At 67.0% G+C, this 14,032-nt stretch carries 13 protein-coding genes; 8 read left to right on the top strand and 5 right to left on the bottom strand.

Translation table 11 applies throughout. From position 1 onward, the window contains the following. Nucleotides 1-217: 217 nt before the first annotated feature. Nucleotides 218-1,138, top strand: coding sequence for a MurR/RpiR family transcriptional regulator (locus AC3WK8_RS24870; RefSeq protein ID WP_103326101.1), 921 nt, complete (start codon nucleotides 218-220; stop codon nucleotides 1,136-1,138). A 16-nt stretch (nucleotides 1,139-1,154) separates the two neighbouring features. Here the strand turns inward: AC3WK8_RS24870 and AC3WK8_RS24865 are convergent, their stop codons facing one another. The 3 genes from AC3WK8_RS24865 to pdxR form a co-directional block, all read right to left on the bottom strand. Further along, complete coding sequence (locus AC3WK8_RS24865; protein WP_022643966.1) at nucleotides 1,155-1,397, bottom strand: DUF7660 family protein; 243 nt, start codon at nucleotides 1,395-1,397, stop codon at nucleotides 1,155-1,157. 2 nt (nucleotides 1,398-1,399) lie between these two features. Next, on the bottom strand, nucleotides 1,400-2,332 hold the full coding sequence (locus AC3WK8_RS24860; protein ID WP_103326100.1) for a DHH family phosphoesterase: 933 nt from the start codon (nucleotides 2,330-2,332) through the stop codon (nucleotides 1,400-1,402). 76 nt (nucleotides 2,333-2,408) lie between these two features. Continuing rightward, nucleotides 2,409-3,881: a MocR-like pyridoxine biosynthesis transcription factor PdxR gene (gene pdxR, locus AC3WK8_RS24855; protein ID WP_103326099.1), complete on the bottom strand. Its 1,473-nt coding sequence runs from the start codon at nucleotides 3,879-3,881 to the stop codon at nucleotides 2,409-2,411. A gap of 90 nt (nucleotides 3,882-3,971) precedes the next feature. Between pdxR and AC3WK8_RS24850 the strand changes: the two genes are divergently transcribed. Beyond that, nucleotides 3,972-5,192: a multidrug effflux MFS transporter gene (locus AC3WK8_RS24850; protein ID WP_103326098.1), complete on the top strand. Its 1,221-nt coding sequence runs from the start codon at nucleotides 3,972-3,974 to the stop codon at nucleotides 5,190-5,192. Nucleotides 5,193-5,251: 59 nt separating this feature from the next. On the opposite strand, the gene AC3WK8_RS24845 is transcribed toward AC3WK8_RS24850, so the two are convergent. Further along, a complete protein-coding gene (locus AC3WK8_RS24845; protein ID WP_103326097.1) occupies nucleotides 5,252-6,430 on the bottom strand; it encodes a pyridoxal phosphate-dependent aminotransferase in 1,179 nt (392 codons plus the stop codon). Between the two features lie 83 nt (nucleotides 6,431-6,513). Continuing rightward, the gene (locus tag AC3WK8_RS24840; RefSeq protein WP_085599908.1) at nucleotides 6,514-8,139 is read right to left on the bottom strand and encodes a methyl-accepting chemotaxis protein; all 1,626 of its coding nucleotides are present in this window, start codon (nucleotides 8,137-8,139) and stop codon (nucleotides 6,514-6,516) included. A gap of 22 nt (nucleotides 8,140-8,161) precedes the next feature. Between AC3WK8_RS24840 and AC3WK8_RS24835 the strand changes: the two genes are divergently transcribed. The 6 genes from AC3WK8_RS24835 (at nucleotide 8,162) to AC3WK8_RS24810 (ending at nucleotide 14,017) form a co-directional block, all read left to right on the top strand. Then, the gene (locus AC3WK8_RS24835) at nucleotides 8,162-8,350 is read left to right on the top strand and encodes a hypothetical protein (protein WP_103326096.1); all 189 of its coding nucleotides are present in this window, start codon (nucleotides 8,162-8,164) and stop codon (nucleotides 8,348-8,350) included. A gap of 188 nt (nucleotides 8,351-8,538) precedes the next feature. Continuing rightward, the gene (gene hpaB / locus AC3WK8_RS24830; RefSeq protein ID WP_085599906.1) at nucleotides 8,539-10,101 is read left to right on the top strand and encodes a 4-hydroxyphenylacetate 3-monooxygenase, oxygenase component; all 1,563 of its coding nucleotides are present in this window, start codon (nucleotides 8,539-8,541) and stop codon (nucleotides 10,099-10,101) included. 54 nt (nucleotides 10,102-10,155) lie between these two features. After that, nucleotides 10,156-10,668: a 4-hydroxyphenylacetate 3-monooxygenase, reductase component gene (gene hpaC, locus AC3WK8_RS24825; protein WP_053130693.1), complete on the top strand. Its 513-nt coding sequence runs from the start codon at nucleotides 10,156-10,158 to the stop codon at nucleotides 10,666-10,668. Nucleotides 10,669-10,839: 171 nt separating this feature from the next. Next, complete coding sequence (locus AC3WK8_RS24820) at nucleotides 10,840-11,817, top strand: helix-turn-helix transcriptional regulator (RefSeq protein ID WP_103326095.1); 978 nt, start codon at nucleotides 10,840-10,842, stop codon at nucleotides 11,815-11,817. Between the two features lie 137 nt (nucleotides 11,818-11,954). Next, the gene (locus tag AC3WK8_RS24815; protein ID WP_085599902.1) at nucleotides 11,955-12,827 is read left to right on the top strand and encodes a transporter; all 873 of its coding nucleotides are present in this window, start codon (nucleotides 11,955-11,957) and stop codon (nucleotides 12,825-12,827) included. 23 nt (nucleotides 12,828-12,850) lie between these two features. After that, nucleotides 12,851-14,017 carry an MFS transporter gene (locus tag AC3WK8_RS24810; RefSeq protein ID WP_103326094.1) on the top strand — a complete coding sequence of 389 codons (1,167 nt, stop codon included), beginning with the start codon at nucleotides 12,851-12,853 and terminating at the stop codon, nucleotides 14,015-14,017. The last annotated feature ends 15 nt before the right edge of the window (nucleotides 14,018-14,032 follow it).

Genomic DNA, 14,032 nt, shown 5'->3' with positions numbered 1-14,032 from the left:
CAGATCAATATTTATTCTAAATTTTTTTACATGGAATATTTTTTCCACTAAAGTTCGCTGCACGCCGGAATCTGTGCCCTGCATCGTTTCAGCAATGCGCTGCAGGCCCCGGCCGGCAAGATTTTCCCGGCGCCGACCCTGTAGACTGCCCGCAGTCCGCCTAGTCTCAGGGGCACTACCCAGGCTCGCCCCATCAGCACCGCAAGAAGGATTGACCATGCCCCATACCGATCAGCCGGCCTTGTCCGAAGGCACCCCGGACAGCGACCTCGCCACTCGCCCGCTCGATGCCGAGGGCCTGCTGCAACTGATCGCCCGGGAATACGAAAGCCTGCCGCGCCAGCTCAAGCGTATCGCCAGCTACATGAGCCAGCAGCGCGACCGGATCATGGTCGATCGCATCAGCGACATCGCCCGCGAATGCGAAGTGCACCCCTCGGCCATCGTGCGTTTCTCCCAGCGCCTGGGCTTTCGCGGCTTCAGTGACATGCAGGCGTTGTTCCGCGAGGCCTATACCCACAAGGCCACGCCGGTACAGAACTACCAGCAGCGCATCCGCAGCCTGATCGCCAACAAATCACAGAAGGCCAGCAGTGCCGACCTGGCTCGCGACTGCATCGGCGCCACCCTCTCGGGGATCGAGCGCCTGGAACAGGAGCTGGACGAGGCGGCCCTGGAGCAAGCCGTGGACCTGGTGGTCAATGCCGAGAACATCTACGTGGTGGGGGTGCGGCGCTCCTTCGCGGTGGCCGACTACCTGGTCTACAACCTGCAGCACACCAACAAGCGCATCCACCTGGTCTCGGGGCTCGGTGGCAGCTACCGCGAGCAGATGCGCAGCATCCGCCCCGGCGACCTGGTGATCGCCATCAGCTTCACGCCCTACGCCAAGGAAACCCAGCACTGCCTGCGGATTGCCCAGCACCACCAGGCCAGGACCCTGATCATCACCGACAGCACCCTCTCGCCCCTGGCCAAGCGCGCCAACAGCGTGCTGCTGGTCAACGAGGGCAGCTCGTTCGCCTTCCGTTCGCTGAGCGCCACCTTGTGCCTGTGCCAGGCGCTGTTCATCGCCGTGGCCTACCGCCTGGAGCTGAAGATGGATGAAATCCACGAGCAGAGCGGCTTCGAGGATTAGCCGCGCAGCGGGCGCCTCATTCGTAGATCTTGCCGCAGTACAGGAACACCGCGAAGCGCTTCCACGGTGAGGCGTCGGCCAACCCCTGGCTGGCGCCCATGGCACTGGCTTCGGCCCAGGCATGGGCGGAGTCGAGGAAGTCCTCGATGGAGTCGTTCTGCCAGTCGCTGGCTTGGCGCCGGTCGGCACTCAAGGCCTGGACGAACGCCAGGAAACTGTGCTCATCCACCACTTGCTGCAAGGCTTGATCCAGGTCCACGGTTACCTCGGGGTCATCGGTGCCTGCCAGGCCAGGCCCATGCGCAGCAACTCCTTGCGCAAGATCGGCCGGTCCAGGCAGTGCAGGCCATTCACGGCCGGGCACTCTAGCAGCCGGTCCAGCTTCTGCGCACTCGCGGCTCCACCACTGAGCAAGTAGCTGCGCCCCTCGCCGAGGCTGATCAGGTTCAGCAGCCAGTCATCGCCCCACTGCCCCAGCACCTTTTCGATCAAGGGCCGTTGCTGGCGCAGCAAGCGATCGGCATTCCACAAGGTCAACTGGGCGAAACGCCTGGGCAGGTTGCTCTCTTCCCCGAGGACTTTCAGGTCCTTGTGCAGGGCCTGCTCCAGTTGTTCCTCGATCTGACGCTGGCACTGGTCGAAGTAGCATGCAGGCCATTGCTCGTCCAACCCGGCGTGCCGGGCCAGCATGGCATAGGCCTGGCGATCGGCATCGGTGCAGATCCGGGCGGTGAAGTTCAGGGTGTTGTCGAGAATTCCCGCTGCCAGCAATTGCGCACTGTCGCGGCTCATCTGCGCCAGCAGCCCCGAGTCGCGCCAGCGCTCATAGACCTGGGTGCAGGCGGCGCCGATCCGGCGGATATCCGCACGCGGCCCCAGGCGCTCGGCCCAGAACCCTTCGAACCCGGGATGATGGTCGATGACCTCCACCACCCGTGCAAGATCCACCAGCGGGTCCAGGTGCAGGTGATTGGAAACGTCCACCAGCACGAACACATCGTCGTCGCCGATCGGCACCGATGCATCCAGCCCCTTGCAGTTATGGCGCAGGGCCTGGGGAATGCTTTCATTCAGCGGCGCGCTGCTCAGGGCCCGGGCCGGCTGGCCGCGCAGGTTGAGCCATTCGGCGTAGGCGATGCAGCCGGCGTAGGCGTCCATGTCCAGGTAGGCCGCGCCGGAGGTGACAATGATCATGACGTCCTTGTGCAATACGAAGGCCCTGGGGCCGGGGTGCCGAGCATGGCCGGCGAATATGACAGCGCCATGACAGTCATGCCCCGGCCCGGGCTTGCCGGGCCTCATCCACCAACAGGGCCGCCAGGCGCGAGCCACTGAAGCGGATCTGCGCCAGGCTCAAGGCGGCATAGCCGATGATCACCGCCGGGCCCGGGCGCACCTGCTGGCAATGCTCGGCCAGCCCTTGCAGGACGATCCCGAGCGCAGCGGCGCGCTGGCGCAACCGCGCTTCATCGCCACCCGGCGGCAGGTGCAGCAGCAGGTGCAGGCCCGCTTGTTGCCCGCTGATGCTGTAGCAGCCCGGGGCCTCCCGGGCCAGGATCGCCAGCAGCAGGTCGCGGCGCTCCTGGTAGGCCTGGCGGGCGGCCCGCAGGTAACGCAAAAAGGCGCCGCTGGCGATGTAGTCGGCCAGGGCAAGTTGCTCGATCACCCCCACTGAGCGCCCGGTGCTCTGCAAAGTGGCCAGCAGCCGCTCGCGCAAGGCGTCGGGCACCAGCATGAAGCCCACCCGCAGGCCGGCGAACAGGGTCTTGTTGAAGCTGCCGCAGTAGATCACCCGATCGTCGCGATCCAGGGACTTGAGCGCCGCCAGGGGGGCGCTCTGGTAATTGAACTCGCTGTCGTAGTCATCCTCCACCACCCAGGCGCCACTGCGCCGCGCCCACTCCAGCAACGCCAGGCGCCGAGACACCGGCATGGTCATGCCCAAGGGCGCCTGGTGCGCTGGCGTGACGTAGACCATCCGCGCCGCGCCATGCTCATGCAGGCGGTCCACATCGATGCCCTCCTCCAGCACCGGCACCGGTATCGCCTGTGCCCCGGCCAGGGCGAACAGCTCCCTGGCCGACAGGTAGCCGGGGTCTTCCAGGCAGACCTCGTCCCCCGGTCGCAGCAGGCTGCGGGCCAGCAGGTCGAGGCCATGGCGAATGCCGGTGGTGACCATCACTTGCGCAGGCTCGCAAGCGATACCCCGATGCTGTCCCACGTACTGGGCGATCTGCTGGCGCAGTTGCGGCAGGCCCCCGGGGTCGTGGTCGCACAGCGACTGGGCCGGGGCACTGGCCAGGGCCCGGGTCAGGGAGCGGGTCCAGCGCGCCAGGGGGAACAGCGCCGGGTCGGCCAGGCGCGCGACGAAGGGCTGGCCGGCACGCACGCCCTGGGGCTGCGGCCTCGGGCCATCCTCGTCACTGGCAGCAGGCGCCACGGCAAGCGGCGTACTCAGGTAGAGATCCGGCACCACCGCGCAGACCCGGGTCCCGGAACCTGCGGCCCGGCTGACGTAACCCTCGCTGCGCAAGCGGTCGAACACCACCTCCAGGGTGCCCCGGGACATGGCCCAGCGCTGGGCCAGGGTCCGCGTCGAAGGCAAGCGGCAACCCGCTGCCAGGCGCTTGTCCAGGATCGCCTGGCGCAAGGCGCCATAGGCGCTGTCCTGCTTGCCCAAGCCCTCGCCCAGGGCCTGTGGCAGCGGCAAGTCCAGGGGAACGGGGTATTTGCCACGGCTCATAGTGGTCCACTCGAAATGACGGTAAATGGCTCTGCGCATTAAACCATAAAGCCCTTAACGTCCCGGCCAAGCCCTTGTTGCGAGCCGACCATGCGACCGACCACCGATACCCCGCCCCTCTCTCCCGCCGCCGCGCAAGACCTGGCCCCCTGGCTCTGGACCTTGCTGTTGCTGGTGGTGGTCTGCCTGCCGCGGATCAGCATCGACCTGTATCTGCCGGCCTTGCCGGCCATGGCCGACGAACTGGGGGCCAGCGATGCCCAGCTGCAACTGACCCTGAGCCTGTACATGCTCGGCTACGCCCTGTCGATGCTCCTGGGCGGACCGCTCTGCGACCGGTTTGGCCGGCGTCCGGTGCTGCTGTGGGGCATGGCGCTGTTCCTGCTGGCCACCCTGGCCTGCATGTTCGCCAGCCGGGTCGAGGTATTGATGGCCGCCCGCCTGCTACAGGCCCTGGGTGGCTGCAGCGGCACCCTGGTGGGCCGGGTCATGGTGCGTGATCGCTGCCCGCCGGCGGAACAGGCGCGGCTGCTGGGCCTGTTGTCCATGGGCATCGCCTTGTCGCCGATGCTGGCACCAGTTCTTGGCAGCCTGCTGGAGCAATTGCTGGGCTGGCGCGGCCTGTTCCTGGCCCTGGGCCTGGTGGCGGCCGCGGTGTGGCTGCTGATGCTTGCCAGGCTGGCGGAGACCCGCGTGCCCCAGCCCCTGGCGACGCCCCGGGAAAGCCTGCCACGGCTGTACCTGCGCTTGCTGGGCACGCGCTACTTCATGCGTTACTCCCTGGCCATCGGCTGCCTGTACTGCACTTATTTCCCCTTCATCCTGCAATCGCCGACCTTGCTCCAGCGCGGCCTGGGCCTGTCCTCGGGCAGCTATGCCCTGGTGTTCGCCGTCACCGTGGCCGGTTACCTGCTGGGCTCACGCCTGTTCCAGCACCTGGCCCCCAGGCTCGGCGCCGACCACCTGATCGCCCGCGCCACGCTGCTGAACCTGCTGGCGGCAGGCTTGCTGCTGGCCACCCGCAGCTTGTGGCCCGACAGCTTGCTGGCCATCGTCCTGCCGATGCTGGCGATCATGCTGTCGGTGGGCCTGGCGATTCCCGCCTGCCAGCTGGCGATCCTGCAACCCTACGCGGCGGTGGCCGGCAGTGCCTCGGGCCTGTTCTTCTTCATCCAGATGGCCATGACCGCTGCTTGCGGGCTGCTGGCCAACGCCCTGGCCGACAGTGCTGCCGGGTCCTTGCAAGCCCTGACCGGCCTGTTCAGCCTCGCCCTGGGCCTGGCCTGGTGCGCCCTGCGCCCCAAGCCATAGGCCAGCCGGCACGTCATCGACGGCCACCGCGAAGCGGATCGATCGCATGACAGCTCTAGTCATTGCGCAGGCAATTGCGCGGTGAAGCGGACGATGCGCCGGCAAGCTTCGGCCAGCAGCTGGCAATCCAGCACCAGGGCGATACGCACGTGCCCGACAACGCTGGGGCCGAAGGCATCCCCGGCCAGCACCGAAACGCCATGGCCCTCCAGCAGGCCATCGGCGAAGGCCTGGGCACCAAGGCCGGTGCGGCGGATATCGACCATGACGAACATGCCGCCATCGGGACGCACCGGTTGCAAGCCGGGGCACTCTTGCAGCATCGAACACACCAGGTCGCGGCGCCGGCGGTACTCCTGGCGCATCTGCACCAACTCCGGCAAATCGCTGGACAGCGCCACCACCGCGGCGTTCTGGATGAACTCGGGCAAGCCGTAGAGCATGCACAGGGCCAGGTTGGCCAGGTGCCCGGCCAACACCGTCGGGGCGATCACCCAACCGATCCGCCAGCCGCTCATGGCATGGGACTTGGACAGGCTGTTGATGGTGGCGGTGCGCTCGCCCATGCGGGGCAGGCTGCCCGGACTCAGGTGCTGCCCCTCATACAGCAAGTCGCTGTAGACCTCATCGCAGATCAGCCACAGGTCGTACTCCAGGCACAAGCGCGCCAGGGCCTGCCAGTCATCCAGGGACAGGCTGGCGCCGGAGGGATTGTTCGGGCTGTTGAGCAGCATGGCCCGGGTGCGCGGACCGATCCGCGCGGCGACGTCCAGCGGATCGACGCAGAAGCCGCGCTCGGCCCGCACCGGCACCGGCACCACGGTCGCGCCACAGGCGCCGATCACCCCTTCGTAGGTGACGTACATGGGTTCGGCCACCAGCACCTCGTCACCTGGGCCCACCAGGCACTGGGCCACCGAGAACACCGCGCACTGCGCCCCCGGCAGCACCACCACATGCTCGGCATCCACCACCTGGCCACTGCGTTGGTGATGGCATTGGGCGATGCAACTGCGCAAGGCCAGGTTGCCGCGTACGTCCGAATAATGGGTATCGCCGGCCAGCAAGCTGTCGATCGCCGCCTGGACCACCAGGCCTGGAGTATCGAAGTCCGGGTCGCCCACCGTCAGCAGCAACACATCGCGTCCCTGCTCACGCAGGGCCAGGGCCCGGTAATGGATGTTCCAGGCCGCGGAACCTTCGCCGGCGATCCGCTGGGTCAGGGCTGAGTAGCGCATGGCTTTCTCCTTGAAAGACGCCTCAGCCCAAACCCTAGGTGCTGCAACCCGACTCGTCGAGCGCCGCCCGCGGCGGCGTCAGGTCAGATCACGAAGCGCGCAACCATGGCGTTGAGCTCCACCGCCAGGCGCGACAGCTCGTGGCTGGCGGCGCTGGTCTGGTTGGCCCCGGCCGCCGACTGGGTCGCCAGGTCGCGGATGTTCACCAGGTTGCGGTCCACCTCGCGGGACACCTGGGCCTGCTCCTCCGAGGCGCTGGCGATCACCAGGTTGCGCTCGTTGATCTGGTTGATGGATTCGGCGATCTGCTCCAGGGCCTCGCCGGCGGCGCGAGCCAGGTCCAGGGTGCTCTGGGTGCGCTGGTTGCTCTGCTGCATCGACTCCACGGCGTGGCCGGTGCCGTTCTGGATGCCGGCCACCATCTTCTCGATCTCCTGGGTCGACTGGGCGGTGCGATGGGCCAGGGCCCGCACTTCATCGGCCACTACCGCGAAGCCGCGCCCGGCCTCGCCGGCCCGGGCCGCCTCGATGGCGGCGTTGAGCGCCAGCAGGTTGGTCTGCTCGGCGATCGCCCGGATCACGTCCAGGACCTTGCCGATATCCCGGCCCTGGGTGGCCAGGCCCTCGATCATCACCGAGGTGTTCTGCACGTCGTGGGCCATGGTCTGGATCGCATCGACGGTCTGCACCACCCGGTCGCGGCCGTCACGGGCGGCCTGGGTCGATTGCTGCGAAGCCTCGGAAGTCGACACCGCGTTGCGCGCCACCTCCTCCACCGCCGCGGTCATCTCATTGACGGCGGTAGCGGCCTGCTCGATCTCGGTGTTCTGCTGCTGGACGCCACGGGAGGTTTCCTCGGTCACCGCGCTCAGTTGCTCGGAAGCCGAGGCCACCTGGGTCGCCGAACCGGCGATCTGCTCGATGGTGCGGCGCAGGCTCGCCTGCATTTCGGCCAATGCCCGCAGCAGCCGCGCCGGTTCGTCCTTGCCGTCGACTTCGATGCTCTGGCGCAGGTTGCCGCCGGCGATCACCTCGGCGGCGTTCAATGCCTTGTTCAACGGACTGACGATGCTGCGGGTCAGCAGCAACGCCAGGATGATGGTCAGCGCGGCAGCGATCAGCGCGACGATGACGATCCCGGCGATCGCGCTGCCGTAGTGCTCGCCGGCGGCCTTGGAGGCGGCCGTGGCATCGGCGGCGTTGATGGCGATCAACTGGTTCAGTTGCTCGCCCATCTGGTCGGTGCCGTCCTTGATCCGGGTGTTGATCAGCTGGCGCATTGCATCGAGGTTGTCCTGGCGCGACAGCTCGAGCATCTCCTTCTGAGCCTGCAGGTAGTTCTCCAGGGTCGTGGAGAAGGTCTTGTACAACGCCGCCTCCTGGGGCCCTGCCGGCAGCGCAGCGTAGCTGGCCTGGGCCTGGCGCACCTTGTCCACCAGCACGCCGATGCGCGTCTGTGCTTCGGCCAGGCCCGCCGGTTCGCGGTTGACCAGCACCCGGAACGACAAGATCCGCAGGCGCAGCACGTTCTCCGTGAGGTTGCCCAGGTAGCTGACGCTAGGCAGTTGGTTGCCTTCCATGTCGACCGAGGCCTCGCGGATGATCGACATGCGATTGACCGCGAACACCCCCAGCACGACGACCAGCAAGGCAATGAAGGCAAAACCGAGGAAAGCTCGAGGGGCGATATTCAGGTTACGCAGGGTCATAGGGCGACTCTCGCAGGAGAACATGACGATCAGCATCCTTGCCATTGAATGCTCCGCGCATCAGCGCTGCGCCGACGTCGGAAACCTTGGCACCGGGGTCCTTGGGCCTATCCTGGATATCGGCCGAAGTTGCGCTTTCATATGGCTGATTCGTAAAAAAATCCCGGAAATGACCGCTGACTCAGGACTGAAACGCCACAACGCGAAGTGAATCGATAAAGCACTGATGGCGGTCCAGGGATGGGCCAAAACGCGCTGCCCAGGAGTTTTTGCCCCGGTTCGCGGCAGTTCCCGGCAAGCCCATGGAAAGTGCAAGCCATTCGCCGAAAAAGCCATTTCTGCGCCGCCCGCCGCTGCCCATCATGGTCCCGGTCAATAAAAACAACGCCGAGACTGGATATGAAACCCGAAGACTTTCGTGCCTCCTCCGATCGCCCGCTGACCGGTGCCGAATACCTGGCCAGCCTGCGCGACGACCGTGAAATCTACATCTATGGCGACCGGGTCAAGGACGTCACCACCCACCCGGCCTTTCGCAACTCGGCCGCCTCCATGGCCCGCCTGTACGACGCCCTGCACGACCCGGCCACCCATGAGCAACTGTGCTGGCCCACCGACACCGGCAATGGCGGCTACACCCACAAGTTCTTCCGTTCGGCCAAAAGCCCCGACGAGTTGCGCCAGCAGCGTGACGCCATCGCCGACTGGTCGCGCCTGACCTACGGCTGGATGGGCCGCAGCCCCGACTACAAGGCGGCCTTCGGCAGCGTCCTGGGAGCCAACGCCGAGTTCTACGGCCCCTTCGCCGACAACGCGCGGACCTGGTACAAGCGCATCCAGGAGGCCTGCCTCTACCTCAACCACGCCATCGTCAACCCGCCCATCGACCGCGACAAACCGGTGGACCAGGTCAAGGATGTGTTCATCTCGGTGGACGAGGAAGTCGAAGGCGGGATCATCGTCAGCGGCGCCAAGGTGGTGGCCACCAACTCGGCGCTGACCCACTACAACTTCGTCGGCCAGGGCTCGGCCCAGTTGCTGGGGGATAACACCGATTTCGCCCTGATGTTCATCGCGCCGATGAACACCCGGGGCATGAAGCTGATCTGCCGTCCCTCCTACGAACTCCAGGCCGGCATGAGCGGTTCGCCCTTCGACTACCCGCTGTCCAGCCGCTTCGACGAGAACGACGCGATCCTGATCATGGACAAGGTGTTCATCCCCTGGGAGAACGTGCTGATCTACCGCGACTTCGAGCGTTGCCGGCAGTGGTTCCCCCAGGGCGGGTTCGGCCGGTTGTTCCCGATGCAGGGCTGCACCCGGCTGGCGGTCAAGCTGGACTTCATCAGCGGCCTGCTGGTCAAGGCCCTGCAATGCACCGGCGCCCTGGAGTTTCGCGGGGTCCAGGCCCAGGTCGGCGAGGTGGTGGCCTGGCGCAACCTGTTCTGGTCCCTGACGGACGCCATGCACGGCAATGCCAGCGAGTGGCAAAACGGTGTCTACCTGCCCAGCGCCCAGGCCCTGCAGGCTTACCGGGTGCTGGCGCCCCAGGCCTATACCGAGATCAAGAAGATCATCGAGCAGGTGGTGGCCAGCGGCCTGATCTACCTGCCCTCCGGTTCCCGGGACCTCAAGGACCCCGTGCTCAACCAGTACCTGGGCACCTATTGCCGCGGTTCGGGAGGCATGGGCCACGAAGAGCGGATCAAGATCCTCAAGCTGTTGTGGGATGCCATCGGCACCGAGTTCGGCGGCCGCCACGAGCTGTACGAGATCAACTACGCCGGCAGCCAGGACGAGATCCGCATGCAGTGCCTGCGCCACGCCCAGGCCAGCGGCTCGATGCAAGCCATGACCGCCCTGGTGGACAAGTGCCTGAGCGACTACGACCTCGACGGCTGGACCGTGCCGCACCTGACCAACCCCGACGACATCAACATGCTCGACCGCATCCGCCAGTAGTCGTGCGCAGCGAGGGCCACGTGCCCTCGCCACCCAGGCCTTCGGAGAACCCTCATGTCCGTACTCGACCCCAAGCAACTCGCCTTTCGCAACGCCATGGCGCACATGACCGCGGCGGTCAACGTCATCACCAGCAATGGCCCGGCCGGCCGTTGCGGCATCACCGCCACGGCGGTGTGCTCGATCACCGACAGCCCGCCGACGCTGATGGTCTGCGTCAACCGCAACAGCGCCCTGAACCCGGTGTTCAAGGGCAATGGCCGGCTGTGCGTGAACATCCTCAGCGGCGCCCATGAAGACCTGGCCCGGCACTTCGCCGGCATGACCGGCGTGGCCATGGACCAGCGCTTCGGCCTGCACCCCTGGCGCGACGGCCTGCAGGCCTTGCCGGTGCTGGAGGATGCCCTGGCCAGCCTGCAGGGACGGATCACCGAGGTCCAGGAAATCGGCACCCACTCGCTGATGCTGGTGGAGCTGGACGAGATCAGCGTGCAGGAGCGCGGTGATTCGCTGGTGTACTTCAGCCGCAGCTTCCACCGCCTGCCCCGGCCCTGCCAGGCCGCCTGAACCCCGCCCTACCGGCCTGGCCCCCGCGCCGCCTCCTGCATCTGTAGGATGGCGGCCAGAGGTCCAGGCGCCGATACTCGACCCAGGCCCTGCCCACGCCTGCCCTGGCGTACCGGCCGTCGATCCTTCAGTGACGAAAACAATAACAACGTCGCCCCGAGGTACCGCGCCATGAGTCGATCCCAGCCCCCTGCGCCCGGCCGCTTGCAGGCCTTCAGCGAACTGGTCCTGGCCTTGCAGCAACTGGCCCAGAACAAAGACATCGAGCACCTGCACCAGCACGCCCTGGCCCGCATCGCCAGGTTGCTGCCCTTCGACAGCGCCTGGTGGGGCCGCTCGGCCCTGGTAAACGGCGTGCCGGACGAGCACAGCTGCTACCTGTACCGCCTGCCTCCCAGCTACCTGCCGGACTGGCAATCGATCCGCCATGTCGATGTCACCGTGAGCCGGGTGCACCAGGTCCCGGGCCGGTCGGTGATCGTCGATATGGCCGCTCCGGACAACGGCGCCGGCCTGAACTGGCTGGGGCGCCTGTACAACATCGGCGAGCTGTTGTGCGTGGTGCACATCGACCCCCATACCCACCTGAGCAGCCACCTGGCCCTGTATCGCCAACCCGGCGCAGCGCGTTTTACCGCGCACGACCGCGAGCTGCTGGACAACCTGATGCTGCACCTGGTGGCGGCGGTCTCGGCCAACCAGATCCGCACCCTGGTGGCCACCCGCGAGCAACTCACCCGGCCGCGCAACCTGGCCCTGGCGGTCTGCGACCAGCGCGGCGTGCTGCACTGCGCCGAGAGTGGCTTCGTCGAACTGCTGCTCAACGAATGGCCGCACTGGAGCGGCCCGCAGCTGCCGCAATCCCTGGAGCTGGGCAACTACGAAGGCAAGTGCCTGCAAGTGGAGTCCCAGGCGGTGGGCGACCTGTTCCTGCTGGCGGCCCGCAGCCGCACCTTGCTGCCCCAGCTCAGTCCCCGGGAAAACGAGGTCGCGCAAAGCTTCGGCGACGGCAAGACCTACAAGGAAGTGGCGCGCGACCTGGGCATGTCGCCCAACACCGTGCGCCATCACATCCGCGCCATCTACAGCAAGCTCGGGGTCAAGGACAAGGCGCGCATCGCCCAGCTGCTGCACGCCCCGCCCGACTGACCCTCGTCGCGCTTTCCCACGCTGATTCGCGCCGTCACCCGTGACGGCCACGGGCAGCCCTTGCCCGGTTTCCAGCCCCTGCCGCCTGCCGGCAAGCCCTGCGCCGCACAACAACGCCAACAAGAGACGCATCGCCCATGACCAGGAACCTCATCCGTACCGCGCTCGCCGTGGCCAGCACCCTGGCCAGCCTGTCGCCCCAGGCCGCCGATCTCAACGCCCGGGACTTCTTCGCCGCCCCGGTAGGCACCAGCCTCGGCGTGCTGTACCTGCCCGCCACTCGCGCCGGCAGCTTCCATGGCCCGGCCGACACCACCGGCAAGGCCGACCTGCGGGTCAATGCCATGGCCTACCGCCAGGTGTTCTTCAGCGACCTGTGCGGCACCCTGTGCACGCCGCAGTTCATCGTGCCCTTCGTCGACACCGATGCGCGCCTGCCCGGTGCCACGCGCCGTAGTCGCGAGAGCGGTTTCGGCGATCCCCAGGTGGGCGGCACGCTGTTCTTCATCAACCAGCCGCAAAGTCGCACCTACAGCGGCTTGCTGACCCTGATCACGCTGCCGGTGGGCGAGTACCACAGCCGCGAGCCCGGGGTCTCGCCAGGGGCCAACCGCTGGGGCGCGACCTTCGTCTACAACTACACCCAGGGCCTGGGCGAGAAGTGGGTCCTGGAGGCCAACCTAGAAGCCCAGTTCTACGCCACCAACGATGACTACCTGGGCAGCGACCTCAAGCAGGACCCGCTGTACCGCCTGCAAGCCTTCGCGTCCTACGACTTCACTCCCAGCACCTACGGCGCCCTGCGGCTGATCCAGGCCGATGGCGGCGAACTGCGCATCGACGACCGACGCATCGACGACACCCACCGGCGCTACACCCAAGTCGGATTCGAGCTGGGCCACTGGCTGGATTCGCGCAACCAACTGATGTTCAGCCTGTCGCGCAACGTCGCCACCGACAACGGTTTCGCCGGCACCGACGCCCTGTTGCGCCTGGTCCACGTGTTCTGACCCCCGCCCGAGGAAGATCGTCCATGCATAGCCACAACCCTGCCCTGAGCGACACCGCGCCATCTGCCCGCCAACCCCTGGGGCTCCTGGCGGCCATCGTGCTGTTCGCCGCCATCACCCCCGCGGTGCTGCTGATGGCCCCGGCCATCGCCGCGCAACTGGCCAGCCAGTGGCAACTGAGCCCGACCCAGATCGGCGACCTGTTCAGCGCCGAGCTGGGGGCCATGAGCCTGGCCACCCTGCCCGCCATCTGGTGGCTCAAGCGCCTGGACTGGCGCCGCGCCGCCTTGTGCAGCGCCGTGCTGTTCATCGCCGCCAACCTGCTGTCGATGCTGGTCCATGGTTATTGGCTGTTGCTGGTGGCGCGTTTTTGCAGCGCCCTGGCCGGCGGCTCGCTGATGATCATCTGCCTGGCCAGCGCCGCCGCCAGCCCCAACCCCAGTCGCGCCTACGGCTTCTGGGTGATGGGCCAGCTGGTGCTGGGGGCCATTGGCCTGAGCCTGCTGCCGCTGCTGTTCGAGCACTTCGGCCTCGGCGCCTGCTACCTGATCCTGGCGCTGCTGATGGTGCTCTGCCTGCCCCTGGCCCGCTGCTTTCCCGCCGGCGCCGAACAGTCACTGGACGCCGCCACGCCAGCCCCGCCGATCTCCTGGCTCAAGGCCGGCCTGGGCATCCTCGGCATCCTCGCTTTCTACATCAGCCTGAGCGGGGTCTGGACCTTCATCGGCGCCATCGGCAGCCAGGCCGGGCTCTCGCCCCAGGCCAGCGGCGACATCCTGGCCATCGCCACCTTGATGGGCATCGTCGGCGCCCTGTGCGCCACCTTGTTCGGCGACCGCCTGCCCGGCAGCGGCCTGCTGTGGCTGGGCTACGGCCTGATGGCCGGCTCGGTGCTGTTGCTGTACGGGCAACCGCAACTGGCGCGCTTCGCCCTGGCGGCCCTGGTGTTCAAGTTCACCTGGACCTTCATCCTGCCCCTGGTGTTGGCGCGCATGGCGCAGATGGATCGCAGCGGACGGCTGATGAATGCCTCCAACCTGGTGATCAGCGTCGGCCTGGCCATCGGCCCCGCCCTGGCCGGGCGCCTGATCGAAAGCAGCGGCGGCTTCCACGGCCTGTTGCTGGCCGGCGCCGCCCTCACCCTGTTGTCCCTGGCGCTGGTCCTGGGCTGCCGCCCCACCCGCTCGTAACCGTTTTCTTGAACG

This window comes from Pseudomonas sp. FW507-12TSA, assembly GCF_058781435.1.
The sequence above is the reverse complement of the archived record's forward strand: the minus strand, read 5'-3'. Positions and strand labels throughout refer to the sequence as shown.

Coding starts and splice junctions, on each gene's coding strand:
- AC3WK8_RS24870 (WP_103326101.1), top strand. CDS start 218: ATGCCCCATACCGATCAGCCGGCCTTGTCCGAAGGCACCCCGGACAGC.
- AC3WK8_RS24860 (WP_103326100.1), bottom strand. CDS start 2,332: ATGATCATTGTCACCTCCGGCGCGGCCTACCTGGACATGGACGCCTAC.
- pdxR (WP_103326099.1), bottom strand. CDS start 3,881: ATGAGCCGTGGCAAATACCCCGTTCCCCTGGACTTGCCGCTGCCACAG.
- AC3WK8_RS24850 (WP_103326098.1), top strand. CDS start 3,972: ATGCGACCGACCACCGATACCCCGCCCCTCTCTCCCGCCGCCGCGCAA.
- AC3WK8_RS24845 (WP_103326097.1), bottom strand. CDS start 6,430: ATGCGCTACTCAGCCCTGACCCAGCGGATCGCCGGCGAAGGTTCCGCG.
- AC3WK8_RS24840 (WP_085599908.1), bottom strand. CDS start 8,139: ATGACCCTGCGTAACCTGAATATCGCCCCTCGAGCTTTCCTCGGTTTT.
- AC3WK8_RS24835 (WP_103326096.1), top strand. CDS start 8,162: ATGACGATCAGCATCCTTGCCATTGAATGCTCCGCGCATCAGCGCTGC.
- hpaB (WP_085599906.1), top strand. CDS start 8,539: ATGAAACCCGAAGACTTTCGTGCCTCCTCCGATCGCCCGCTGACCGGT.
- hpaC (WP_053130693.1), top strand. CDS start 10,156: ATGTCCGTACTCGACCCCAAGCAACTCGCCTTTCGCAACGCCATGGCG.
- AC3WK8_RS24820 (WP_103326095.1), top strand. CDS start 10,840: ATGAGTCGATCCCAGCCCCCTGCGCCCGGCCGCTTGCAGGCCTTCAGC.
- AC3WK8_RS24815 (WP_085599902.1), top strand. CDS start 11,955: ATGACCAGGAACCTCATCCGTACCGCGCTCGCCGTGGCCAGCACCCTG.
- AC3WK8_RS24810 (WP_103326094.1), top strand. CDS start 12,851: ATGCATAGCCACAACCCTGCCCTGAGCGACACCGCGCCATCTGCCCGC.